Here is a 12,242-nt window from a genome sequence, read left to right as displayed (position 1 = left end):
TCCCGCTCTTCCCCCGTGAAGGAGACACATGCGCAAGCGTGCTGCCTTTGTTCTGCTCAGTTCCGTTGCGGCGGCCGCGCTGGCCGCCTTCGTCATCCCCGGTGCCTACGCGGAGGAGACCCAGGACGAGGTCCAGATCACCAACGTCCGCTTCGACGGTGGCACGAACATCGTGGTCGATGTCTACGCCAAGACGATCACGGTTTCCGGGACCTTCACCCACCCGTCGGGCATCCAGGACGCAGACTTCGTCCTGTGGCGTGGACCGGATGGTGCGAACCCCTACGAGACCTACGACGACCGCATCGTGTCGAACCAGTACTACTCCCATGCGGACTGCGTCGCCTCAAGTGCCACCACCTCCACCTGCTCGCAGACGATCTCCCTCGAACCGGACTGGAAGTACGGCGGCACCGCGCTCACCAACGCCCACGCCGGCACCTGGAAGGTCAGTGTGCAGGGGGTGGCCGATGACGACAGCTGGACCCACACGGCGAACTACACGACGACTCGTCTGCAGCGACACTCCAAGCTCACCGTGAACGCAGCCCCGGAGCCGATTGCCAAGGGCCAGCCCCTCACCGTCACCGGCAAGCTCACCCGGGCCAACTGGGACACGCTCGATTACCGGGGGTACACCAACCAGCCTGCCAAGCTCCAGTTCCGCAAGGCCGGTACTACGACCTACACCACCATCAAAACCGTGTACACCTCCAGCACCGGCACCCTGACGACCACGGTCCCCGCCTCCGAAGACGGCTACTGGCGTTGGAACTTCGCAGGCACCTCCACCACCCCGGCCGTCAAGGCGACCGGCGACTTCGTGGACGTTCAGTAGCCCGGACGCCGCTCCCGCGGGTTCACACGCGCACGGCGATCACATGAAATACCCTCGCCCGGGCCGTACGGCCCGGGTCGGTGAGGAAATCCAGGGTTGCGCGCCGATCGGTCGAGGGCGGCCCGCGCTCGACCAGCCCGTCGGCCTCAGGAGCATCCAGCAGGCCGGTCACGTCACGGGGGTGGCCCGCAGCTGCCCGACCGGTTCCCGCTGCGTCATCAGCCCCCGTGGAAAGGCGCCCACAGCAATCCGGCGCGCTCCCTGGTCAGACCACGCTCCGCCACGCCGCGCTGCATCATCACGCCAGGTACCTCGGCGAGCTCGAAGGACGGTCGAGCGAGACGTCGGCTGGCTCACGGTCTTCCAGCTGCCCTCTCACTTCCCCAGCTGCACTCGCCCGAAGTGCTCGGTCGTTGGTGAAGCGCAAGCTCAAGACGCTGCAGTCCCGACGGGAGGTGGTCGACGGCTGTCTCGCTGGGACCACCATGGTCCCGGACGCGTGACCACGCGGTCGGTCGAACGACGATGGGCCGGGCTTCGTCGGGACCCAAAGCTGCTGGTCGGATACGGTCACGGCATGACGGAGAGCCTGCCTTCCGACGTAGCCGACGTGCTTGAGGTAGTCCTGAACTCGGACAATCCGGTTCATGCCGCGCTCCGACGGCAGGTTCCGCACCTCAGCGTGCGAGCTCGCTGCACATGCGGGTGCGGTACCGCCTACTTCGAACTTGACACCACTGAGGTGGAGCCAGCGCCCACCGGCCCCAGCACTGTCGTGGCGGCCCAAGCACAGCTGGTCAACGAGGCCGGTGAGTGCCCCGGTGAGGTTCTCGTCTTCACGCAAGGCGGCTACCTGTCGTGGCTGGAAGTCTGTTCATGGAGCGACGACGTCGAGGTGACACTGGCCTCCCTTCGGCCCTGGCTGGAGGCACGCTCTTGACCCGCGTCGGCAGCATCCAGCGGGCCCGACTGCGACACCACGCCCGCCGCACGGGCGGACCACCTCGGACACGTCAGGCAGACGCAGGCGAGCCCGTCGGCCCGATGCCGGAACCGCCCACGACCCGTTCCACCTGGGTACCAATAAGGTGGCCCCATGTCTGCCACGTTGAGTCCCACGAGAGCCAGAGCCGCGCTCCGTACATCGGCGCGCATCTCCGTGGAGTTGCTGCTGGTCCTCGTCATGCTCGCAGCGACGCTCTGGCTTCTGGGCCGAATATGGTCGGTGGTCTGGCCGCTCGTCATCGGTCTGCTCCTCACCACACTGACCTGGCCCCCGGCTCGTTTCCTGCGTCGTCGCGGGTGGTCACCCGCCCTGGCCGCGTCCACCGTGACCGTACTGTTCCTCCTGGTCGCCGTGGGCGTCGTGGCGCTGATCGCGGTACCGGTGGCGTCCCAGTCAGGCGAGCTGACCGACGGAGTGGTCGAGGGTCTTCAGAGGCTGCGCGAGTGGGCCGCCGGGCCGCCGTTGAACGTCGGCGACGACCAGATCACCAAGGCCATGGACACGGCGGTCGCCCGCGCTCAGGACGGCCTCGGCAGCATGGTCACCGCGGTCGTCACGGGAGTGAGCACCGTGGTGAACGGCTTGATCACGGCCGTCCTCGCCCTCTTCCTGATGTTCTTCTTCCTGAAGGACGGACCGCGGTTCCTGCCGTGGCTGGCCCGCCAGTTGCCCGGCCGACTCGCCACCGATGTCCCGACCGTGGCCGCGCGCTCCTGGGACACGCTGGGCGCGTTCGTACGGTCCCAAGCGGCCGTCGGGCTGCTCGACGCCGTCCTGATCGGGCTCGGCCTGTGGATCGTGGGGGTACCGCTGGTGCTCCCGCTGGCGGTGCTGACCTTCGTCTCCGCGTTCGTGCCGATCATCGGCGCCCTGTTCGCCGGTCTCGTCGCGGTTCTCATCGCGCTGGTCTCCAACGGCCTGACCGACGCGCTGATCGTGCTGGGCATCATCGTCGCGGTACAGCAACTCGAGGGCAACGTGTTCCAGCCCATGATCCAAAGCCGTGGGCTCGGCCTCCACGCGGCAGTGGTCCTGCTGGCCGTGACGCTCGGCGGCAACCTGGCCGGCATCGTGGGAAGTCTCCTCGCCGTACCCGTCGCAGCACTGATCGCGGTCGTCTGGAACTACGTGCGCGACCAACTGAGCGAGCCTCGCGACGAGTCGGACGAGGAACCCGTGGGCGTCCCGGCGTAGCGAAATTCGGTGACCGCCCCCACCAGCCGGGACCCAGGTAGGACCCGACCCGGAACCTGTCGCCCGCACGGTCCGGCTCAGCAGCCGAACCGTGCGGCATGACCATGGGCGGTCAGTCCTGCACATGTCCACAGAGCCGGAGATCCCCCACCGTCCCGGCGACGGGGGAACCGGCCGCTCATGACCCCACGCGTTCCCAGCCACGGCGCGGAGGACGGGCGCCAAGGCGGGTGTCGCGGCTGCGGTAGACGATGTAGGGGCGGGTCAGGTAGCCCACCGGCGCGGTGAGCATGTGCACGAGCCGCGTGAACGGCCAGGCGGCGAACAACAACAGGGCACTGATCGCGTGCAGTTGGAACAACACCGGCGCGCCGGTCATCAGGCCCGGGTCGGGCTGGAAGTAGAAGATGGAGCGGAACCAGGGGGAGATGGTCTCGCGGTAGTCGTACCCGCCGCCGACGACGTTCGCGGCCACCGTGGCGGCCAGGCCCAGCACGATGGTCACGGTCAGCGAGACGTACATGGCCTTGTCGTTGCGGGTGGTGGCGGAGAAGACCGGGCCGACGGTGCGTCGCCGGTAGATCAGGATGGCCAGTCCTCCGAGCGTGGCGACGCCCGCGATCGTGCCGAGGACGACCGCGCCGATGTGGTAGGTGTGCTCGCTGATCCCGGCCGCCTCGGTCCAGCTCTTGGGGATGACCAGGCCGCCGATGTGGCCGATGAGGACGACCAGGATGCCGAAGTGGAACAGCGGGCTGCCGATGCGCAGCAGCCGGTTCTCGTAGAGCTGGGAGGAGCGGGTGGTCCAGCCGAACTTGTCGTAGCGGTAGCGCCAGACGTGCCCGAGGACGAAGACGGCGAGCGCGACGTAGGGCAGGACGACCCACAGCAGGATGCCGCCGGTGCCTGTCTCCGCCGCCAGGGTCAAGGGCTGCGCGGGCGCGGTCATCGGGGACCTCCTACGACGGGGTCGGGCAGGAACACGGGGGATGCGTACGGGTCGAGGCCGACCTGTTCCTCGGGCGGGCCCTGCGCGGCGAGCCGTGCTACGGCCTCACGTTCGTCGCCCGCCAGGGCGGGGAGCGTCGCGGAGACCGACTCCAGCACGGACGCCCAGGGCGAACCCTCGTCCTGCAGGGCCAGACGCAGCAGCTCCAGGCCGGCCCGGTGTTCGATGAGCAGCTGCGCTCCCGTGCCCGGGTCGGTGGCGGCAAACTCCAGCACGACGGCGAGGTGGTCGGGCAGTTCGTCATCGCCAAGACGCCAGCCGGCCCTGGTGTAGGTCTGCTTGAGGCGGAGCAGTGCGGTGCCGCGTTTGCGGGTGTCGCCGTGGGCGTAGTACGTCAGGTACGGGCAGCAGCGTTTGCGGTGGTCGAAGGTGGCGACGTAGGCGATGGCCAGGTCGGCAGCGGCGGTCTGCGCGGCGTGTGTGGTGAAGCGCAGCAGGGGGCGGGCGACCGGTTCCGGCAGGGTGGAAGCGACCTGGCCGGCCAGGGCCAGGCGCTGGGCGAAGTTCTCGTCGGGGTAGGCGAGCAACAGGGACTGGGCCTGCCAGGCGTAGGGATGCCAGGGCTCGGTACCGGCCGTCCGTGCGGCCTTTTTCTTGAGGATGTTCATGGCTTCGGCTCGACCTCCCCACCACGGTCGGTGCTCCCGCTGCCACCGCCATCGCCGTTGGCTGACGGTTTCTCCGGGAACAGGCCCGGCGGGGAGCCCTTGCCGTCCCAGTTGAGGAGGTTGACGCGGGTGGCCTTGTCGGCCGGCGTGGCCGGGGTGTCGGAAGTCTGCCGGTCACGCAGTGCGTGGAAGTTCTCCACCGCGATGGGCGCCGCGCCACCGGAGGCCTCGCCGAAGGGGCCGGAGCCGCCCATGCCGGGGCCGCCCTCGTAGTCGAGGCTGCACTCGGTGGCCAACTCCTCCAGCTTGTGGGCCTGCTCGGCGTGGGCGGGCGGGATGACGTACCGCTCGTCGTACTTGGCCAGCGCCAGCAGCCGGTACATGTCGTACATCTGCTCCTCGCCCATCCCGACCTCCCTCGGGATGGCAGCGTTGGGCTCGCGGCCGAGGTTGATGTCGCGCATGTAGGCGCGCATGGCCGCCAGACGGCGCAGGACCGCGTCGACGGGGGCGGGGTCACCCGCGGTGAACAACTGGGCGAGGTAATCGACGGGAATGCGCAGGGCGTCGACGGCGGCGAAGAGGGTGCGGTGGTCCTCGGCGTCCCGGCCGGTGTCACGGACCGCGTCGACGACCGGGGACAGCGGCGGGATGTACCAGACCATGGGCATCGTCCGGTACTCCGGGTGCAGCGGCAGGGCCACCTTGTAGGTGTTGATCAGGGCGTGGATCGGGGAACGCTGCGCCGCTTCGATCCAGTCCCGCGGGATGCCCGCCCGCTCCGCCTCCCGTACGACGTCCAGGTCGTTCGGGTCGAGGAAGACCTGCCGCTGCGCCTCGTACAGGCCGGTGTCGTCGGGCGTGGAGGCGGCCTCCAGCACCTTGTCGGCGTCGTAGAGGACGAGACCGATGTAGCGCAGCCGGCCGACGCAGGTCTCGGAGCAGACCGTGGGCAAGCCGACCTCGACGCGCGGGAAGCAGAAGGTGCACTTCTCGGCCTTGCCGGTGCGGTGGTTGAAGTAGACCTTCTTGTACGGGCATCCGGTCACGCACATCCGCCAGCCCCGACAGCGGTCCTGGTCGACCAGGACGATGCCGTCCTCTTCCCGCTTGTAGATCGCGCCGGAGGGGCAGGAGGCCGCGCAGGACGGGTTGAGGCAGTGCTCGCAGATCCGCGGCAGGTAGAACATGAAGGTCTGCTCGAACTCGAACTTGATCTTCTCCGCGACCTCGCCCAGCAGGACGTCCTGCTCGCTGGTCGCGGCCGAGCCACCGAGGTCGTCGTCCCAGTTCGCCGACCAGGAGATCTTCATGTCCTTGCCGCTGATCAGCGACTTGGGGCGGGCGACCGGGGTGTGCTCCTGCAGCGGGGCGTTGGTCAGCGTCTCGTAGTCGTACGTCCACGGCTCGTAGTAGTCGTCGAGGGACGGCAGCACCGGGTTGGAGAAGATCTGGATCAGCTTCTTGAACCGGCCGCCCGCCTTCAGCGCGAGGTTGCCCCGCTTGTTCAGCTCCCAGCCACCGCGCCAGGTCTCCTGGTCCTCGTAGCGGCGCGGATATCCCTGGCCGGGGCGGGTCTCGACGTTGTTGAACCAGACATATTCGACGCCGGTGCGGTTGGTCCACGCCTGTTTGCAGGTGACCGAGCAGGTGTGGCAGCCGATGCACTTGTCGAGGTTCATCACCATCGCCATCTGGGCCATCACACGCATGATCAGTACTCCACGTCCTGGTTGGCGCGCCGGCGGATGACCGTGACCTCGTCGCGCTGGTTGCCGGTCGGGCCGAGGTAGTTGAAGGCGTACGACAGTTGGGCGTAGCCGCCGATCAAGTGGCTGGGCTTGATCAGCAGCCGGGTCAGGGAGTTGTGGATGCCGCCGCGCCGGCCGGAGGTCTCGGTGCGGGGGACGTCGATCAGCCGGTCCTGGGCGTGGTGCATGTAGACGGTGCCTTCCGGCATGCGGTGCGAGACGACCGCGCGGGCGGCGACCACGCCGTTGCGGTTGACCGCCTCGACCCAGTCGTTGTCCTTCACCCCGACCTTGGCCGCGTCCTGCGTGCTCATCCAGATCGTCGGTCCGCCCCGGGACAGCGACAGCATGAACAGGTTGTCCTGGTACTCGGAGTGAATGGACCACTTGTTGTGCGGGGTGAGATAGCGGACCGTCACGCCCAGTTCCCCGACATCCCCCAGGCGCGGTTCATCGAACAGGGCGTCCATGTTCAACGGGGGCCGGTAGATCGGAAGTTGCTCGCCCAGCGCGGTCATCCAGTCGTGGTCGAGGTAGAAGTGCTGCCGCCCGGTGAGGGTGTGCCAGGGCTTGAGGCGCTCGACGTTCACAGTGAACGGCGAGTAGCGGCGCCCGCCCGTCTCCGAGCCGGACCACTCGGGGCTGGTGATGACCGGTACCGGGGCGGCCTGGGTGTCGGCGAAGGTGATCTGTTTGCCCTCGTGCTCGGCGGCCAGGTCCGCCAGCTGCCTGCCGGTGCGGGCCTCCAGGGCGTGAAAGCCCTGGGTGGCCAGATGGCCGTTGGTGGTGCCGGACATGGCGAGGATCGCCTCGCAGGCGTGCACGTCCCGGGCGATCGACGGCCGCCCGTCCGCCACTCCCCCGCGCACGGTGCCGTTCTTGTGCCGCAGGTACTCCAGCTCGCGCTCCACTTTGAAGGTGACGCCCTTCGTGGTGGCGCCGAGTGAGTCCAGGAGTGGGCCGAGCGCGGCCATCTTCTCCGCGACCGCCCCGTAATCTCGCTCGACCGTGATCAATTTGGGCATGGTGCGGCCGGGCACCGGCTCGCACTCGCCCGCCTTCCAGTCGCGGACCCGACCGCGCGGGTTGGCCATCTCGTCCGGGGTGTCGTGCAGCAGCGGGGCGGCCACGACGTCCTTGCGAACGCCGAGGTGGCCGGCGGCCTGGCGGCTGAACTCCTTGGCGAGGGTATGGAAGGCGTCCCAGTCGGTACGGGTCTGCCAGGGCGGGGCGATCGCCGGGTTGAAGGCGTGCACGAAGGGGTGCATGTCCGTGCTGGACAGGTCGTGCTTCTCGTACCAGGTGGCGGCCGGCAGCACCACGTCGGAGAAGACCGTGGTGCTGGTCATCCGGAAATCCAGCGTCAGCAGCAGGTCGAGCTTGCCCTCCGGAGCCTCCTCCCGCCACACCACATCCCGCGGCCGGGCCTCCGGCGGGGCCTCGGTGGCGCGTACGGAGGAGTCGGTGCCCAGCAGGTGCTTGAGGAAGTACTCGTTGCCCTTGGCCGAGGAGCCCAACAGGTTCGCCCGCCACACGGTCAGGACCCGCGGGAAGTTCTCCGGCGCGTCAGGATCCTCACCCGCGAACCCGAGCCGCCCCGCCTTGAGTTCGTCCACGATGTGCTCGGCGACCGGGCGGCCCCCTGCCTCTGCCTCGTCGGCGAGGTCCAGCGGGTTGCGGTTGAACGTCGGACAGGACGGCATCCAGCCCATCCGCGCCGACTGGGCGATGACGTCCGCCGTGGTCTGCCCGGCGAACGGGCCGCCCGCGCCGGCCGCCGCGAGGGTGTCGGCGGAGAACGGGTCGTAGCGGAACTGGTCGCTGTGCAGGTACCAGTAGGCGGTCTGGATCATCAGCCGGGCCGGGCGGTTCCAGTCCGCGGCGGTCGCGATCGCCGAGTAGCCGGTGATCGGGCGGACCTTCTCCTGACCCACGTAATGGGCCCAGCCGCCGCCGTTGACGCCCTGGCAACCGGTGAGCGTGGTCAGGGTGAGGAAGGCACGGTAGATGGTGTCGGAGTGGAACCAGTGGTTGGTCCCTGCCCCCATGATGATCATTGAACGGCCGCGGGACTCCTCGGCGTTGGCCGCGAACTCCCGCGCGATCCGGGTCGCCTTTGCGGCGTCCACTCCGGTGATCGCCGCCTGCCAGGCCGGGGTGTACGGCTCGGTCGCGTCGTCGTAGCCGGTGGGCCACTGGCCGGGCAGACCCTCACGGGCCACCCCGTACTGGGCCAACAGCACGTCGTAGACGGTCGTCACGAGGCGCCCGGCGACCCGGTGCACGGGGACGCCGCGCCGCAACGTTCCCGCGCTGCCGTCAGCGGCATCGAAGCGGGGCAGGTCGACTGCGACCGGTGCCTCGTCACCGCCCTCGGCGGACAGCAGGGGCTGGGTGTCGCCGAGGTCGAGGTTCCACTTCCCGGCACCCGCCTCGCCGTAGCGGTCGGCGAGCGTGCCGTTCGGGACCACCGGCTGCCTGGTGGCCGCGTCCAGCAGCACGGTCCGGAACTCCGCATGCTCAGCCGTGGCGGCCTCGCCGCCGAGATCGGCGGCGGTCAGGAACTTGCCCGGCGTGTAGGTGCCCGGCTTCCCCTCCACCTCGTCGAGGGTGACCAGGAAGGGCAGGTCGGTGTACTGCTTGACGTAGTCGGTGAAGTACGGGGTGGCCCGGTCGACGAAGAACTCCTTGAGGATCACGTGCCCCATGGCCATCGCCAGCGCCCCGTCGGTGCCGGGCTGGGCCGCGAGCCATTCGTCGGCGAACTTCACGTTGTCCGCGTAGTCGGGCGACACGGCGACGACCTTCTGGCCGCGATAGCGGGCCTCGGCCATCCAGTGCGCGTCCGGGGTGCGGGTGACCGGCAGGTTCGAGCCCCACATGATGAGGTATCCGGCGTCCCACCAGTCCCCCGACTCGGGTACGTCGGTCTGGTCGCCGAACATCTGCGGGGAGGCCACCGGCAGGTCGGCGTACCAGTCGTAGAACGACAGCATCGCCCCGCCGAGCAGCGAGTAGAAGCGAGCGCCGGCCGCGTGGGAGACCATCGACATCGCCGGGATCGGGGAGAATCCGGCCAGCCGGTCAGGCCCGTACTCCTTGATGGTGTGGACGTGGGCGGCGGCGACCATCTCCACCGCCTCGTCCCAACTCACCCGCACCAGGCCGCCCTTGCCGCGCACCTGCTTGTAGCGGCGGGACCTCTCCGGGTCGGAGACGATGTCCGCCCAGGCCGCCACCGGGTCACCGCCGAGCCGGGCCTTGGCCTCGCGGTACATCTGCAGCAGTACGCCCCGTACATACGGGTAGCGCACCCGGGTGGGTGAGTAGGTGTACCAGGAGAACGCCGCCCCACGCGGGCAGCCGCGCGGCTCGTACTCCGGCCGGTCCGGGCCGACCGAGGGGTAGTCGGTCTGCTGGGCCTCCCAGGTGATGATGCCGTCCTTGACGTACACCTTCCACGAGCACGAGCCGGTGCAGTTCACGCCGTGCGTGGAGCGGACCACCTTGTCGTGCGACCACCTGTCCCGGTAGAACTCGTCCGCCTGACGGCCGCCCCGCTTGTGCAGCGAGCGGAGATCTTCAGAGACTTCGGCTTTGGTGAAGAAGCGGCGGCTGCGCACCAGCGCCTCCGCCAGTTCGCCGTCCATACCCGCTCGTGCCTGGCTGGTTTCCGTGCTCACCGTGCCACTCCGCCCCGGGCATGGAGGCCCGTTCGAGTCGTGATCGAGTCCGGCCGCGAACGACGATACGACTGCCGTCCCCCGAATGGTCAACAGCCACGCCCTCGATCATGCAAACACGAGCGGTGGAGATCGTCTGCGCGCCGAAGCGGTTACCCGGGTTCCGAAGGGCTACGCCTGGAACGCGCCAAAACAGGACGGCCCGTCCGGGCACATGAGCACGGACGGGCCGGGTGCAGCGACTGGTCCGCTGCGAGTGGGGAGTGAGGGAAACGGTCAGGCAGCCGGCCGGGACAGGGTGCTGCCTGCCTCTGCGCGCACCTTCTCGACTGCTTCCCACTGCTCGGTGTCGAGGTTGGCGAGCGCGGCCGGGAAGACGCCGTCCTGCTCCTTGAGGATGTGCTCGCGCAGCAGAGCGAGGGTCTCGATGAGCCGGTCCGGCCAGGTGGGGTCGGTAAGGAACGGTCCGTCCGCCTCGGCCAGCACCGCCTCGATCCGGCGGTGCTCGTCCTCCAGCATGGTGATGTGCTCGGGGAACTCCCCGGCCAGGGCCGGGAACAGTCCGTGCTCCTCCACGCGGGTGTGCGGGCCGAGCACGGAGGTGATCTCGCGGGCGAGTTCGGCCATCCGGGCGATTGCGCCGTCACGCCGGGCGTCGCGTACGTGGCTGATGAGGGTCACGACCCTGTCGTGCTCCTGGGTCAGCTCGTCGATGGTCTCCAGCGCCTGGCAGCCGCAGTATTCGCACACCGCTGTCTCTCCCTTCCTGTTCGGTCTGTGGTTCTCGACTGCGTGGTGTCACACGGTGGTGTGTGCGGTGCGGTGCCGGCGTCCGTGGCCGGTGCGCGGAGCCCGGTCACCGCCCTGGACGGCGGTGCGGACACCGGTGAGGGTGAAGACCAGCGCCGCGGCAGCGACGATCGCGAGCAGGGCGAGACCGGCCGCGTAGGTTCCGTACGCGCCGTAGAGCGAACCCATCACCAGCGGCGGGAGGAAACCGCCCAGGCCACCCGCGGCGCCGACGACGCCGGTGACCGAGCCGACCTGGTTGGCAGGAGTGAGCAGGGCCACCAGGGCGAAGGTCGCCCCGCTGCCGGCGCCGAGTGCGGCGGCCATGGCGAGGAAGGCGATGGTGCCGAGCGGGGCCAGGGGCGGGGTGAACGACTGCACCACGGCACCGGCCACGACCACGGCCAGCGAGCCGGCCAGCACCCGGACCGGGCCCATGCGGTCCGACAGCCAGCCGCCGATCGGACGCATCGCGACCGCCAGCAGCACGAACCCGGCCATGCGGTTCGCGGCGTCGGCCTGGGTCAGGCCGTAGCCGGTCTTGAGGTAGGTGGGCAGGTAGACGGAGAAGGCGACGTAGCCGCCGAACGCGACCGCGTACAGCGCGGACGCCTGCCAGGTGATGCCCAGGCGGGCGGTCGCGGCCAGCCGCCGGGCCAGGGGCTCGGTCGGCACGGTGCGGCCTGGTGCGTCGCGCAGCAGCAGCGCTGCGGCCACCGCGTAGATCGCGAGCATCCCTGCGGTGATCAGGAACGGGGTCGCCATGCTGCCCGCGTCGACGAGCTTCACGGTGGTCAGGGCGCTGATGGCGGTGCCGCCCATGCCGGCGCCGAAGACACCGATCGCGAGGCCCCGCCGCTCGGGCGGGAACCAGGCGTTGACGAGGGGCACGCCGACGGCGAAGGCGGTGCCGCCGATACCGAGGAAGAATCCGCCGACCAGCAGGGCGGCAAGGGAGGAGTGCCCGGCCAGACCGAGGTAGAGCACCGGCACGATGGTGGCCGCCGACACGATCGGGAACATCACCCGTCCGCCGAACCGGTCGGTCAGCGCGCCGACCGGGATACGGCCCAGCGAGCCGACCACGACCGGCACTGCCACCAGCAGCGACTGCTCGAACGACGACAGATCGAGGCTGTCCTTGAACCGGGGGCCAAGAGGACTCAGCAGCGCCCATGCCCAGAAGTTCACGGCGAAACCGACCGTGGCCAGGGCCAGCATCAGCCATGCCTGGCGGGGCACCGGAGCAGCTGACGGTGAGCTGCCACTCTTCGACTTCAACGGCTGGACCATGTTGTCCGTCCCTTTCGTGTGCATGGGTGGTACTGCGCCACCGGGATCACACGCGCGGCAGGCCCCTTGCC

Annotated in this window: 10 protein-coding genes; 3 read left to right on the top strand and 7 right to left on the bottom strand. The window is 69.3% G+C overall.

The genetic code is table 11. The annotated features are described in order from the left end of the window. Nucleotides 1-28 precede the first annotated feature (28 nt). Nucleotides 29-838, top strand: a complete 810-nt coding sequence (locus ACFYNL_RS36385; RefSeq protein WP_388811549.1) for a calcium-binding protein — start codon at nt 29-31, stop codon at nt 836-838. Between the two features lie 22 nt (nt 839-860). Here ACFYNL_RS36385 and ACFYNL_RS36380 read toward each other — a convergent pair whose 3' ends face one another. Then, nucleotides 861-1,010: a hypothetical protein gene (locus ACFYNL_RS36380; RefSeq protein ID WP_388811547.1), complete on the bottom strand. Its 150-nt coding sequence runs from the start codon at nt 1,008-1,010 to the stop codon at nt 861-863. Between the two features lie 405 nt (nt 1,011-1,415). On the opposite strand from ACFYNL_RS36380, the gene ACFYNL_RS36375 reads away from it, so the two are divergent. Next, a complete protein-coding gene (locus tag ACFYNL_RS36375; protein WP_388811544.1) occupies nt 1,416-1,778 on the top strand; it encodes a hypothetical protein in 363 nt (120 codons plus the stop codon). A 156-nt stretch (nt 1,779-1,934) separates the two neighbouring features. Next, entirely contained in the window at nt 1,935-3,038 is a 1,104-nt protein-coding gene (locus ACFYNL_RS36370; RefSeq protein WP_388811542.1) for an AI-2E family transporter, read from the top strand. Between the two features lie 178 nt (nt 3,039-3,216). On the opposite strand, the gene narI is transcribed toward ACFYNL_RS36370, so the two are convergent. The 6 genes from narI to ACFYNL_RS36340 form a co-directional block, all read right to left on the bottom strand. Beyond that, a complete protein-coding gene (gene narI / locus ACFYNL_RS36365) occupies nt 3,217-3,987 on the bottom strand; it encodes a respiratory nitrate reductase subunit gamma (protein WP_388811540.1) in 771 nt (256 codons plus the stop codon). After that, nucleotides 3,984-4,655 carry a nitrate reductase molybdenum cofactor assembly chaperone gene (narJ, locus tag ACFYNL_RS36360; protein WP_388811537.1) on the bottom strand — a complete coding sequence of 224 codons (672 nt, stop codon included), beginning with the start codon at nt 4,653-4,655 and terminating at the stop codon, nt 3,984-3,986. Before narJ ends, narI begins: the two co-directional genes overlap by 4 nt. Then, nucleotides 4,652-6,367 (bottom strand): nitrate reductase subunit beta, encoded by a 1,716-nt coding sequence (gene narH, locus ACFYNL_RS36355; RefSeq protein WP_388811535.1) that lies wholly within the window; start codon nt 6,365-6,367, stop codon nt 4,652-4,654. The genes narJ and narH overlap by 4 nt, the downstream gene beginning before the upstream one ends. A gap of 2 nt (nt 6,368-6,369) precedes the next feature. Then, on the bottom strand, nt 6,370-10,056 hold the full coding sequence (locus ACFYNL_RS36350; RefSeq protein WP_388811719.1) for a nitrate reductase subunit alpha: 3,687 nt from the start codon (nt 10,054-10,056) through the stop codon (nt 6,370-6,372). Nucleotides 10,057-10,365: 309 nt separating this feature from the next. Next, nucleotides 10,366-10,839, bottom strand: coding sequence for a hemerythrin domain-containing protein (locus ACFYNL_RS36345; RefSeq protein ID WP_388811532.1), 474 nt, complete (start codon nt 10,837-10,839; stop codon nt 10,366-10,368). Between the two features lie 48 nt (nt 10,840-10,887). Beyond that, nucleotides 10,888-12,171: a nitrate/nitrite transporter gene (locus ACFYNL_RS36340; protein WP_388811716.1), complete on the bottom strand. Its 1,284-nt coding sequence runs from the start codon at nt 12,169-12,171 to the stop codon at nt 10,888-10,890. Nucleotides 12,172-12,242: the final 71 nt, after the last annotated feature.

The organism is Streptomyces sp. NPDC007808 (genome assembly GCF_042868655.1).
Lineage (GTDB): Bacteria > Actinomycetota > Actinomycetes > Streptomycetales > Streptomycetaceae > Streptomyces.
The sequence above is the reverse complement of the archived record's forward strand: the minus strand, read 5'-3'. Positions and strand labels throughout refer to the sequence as shown.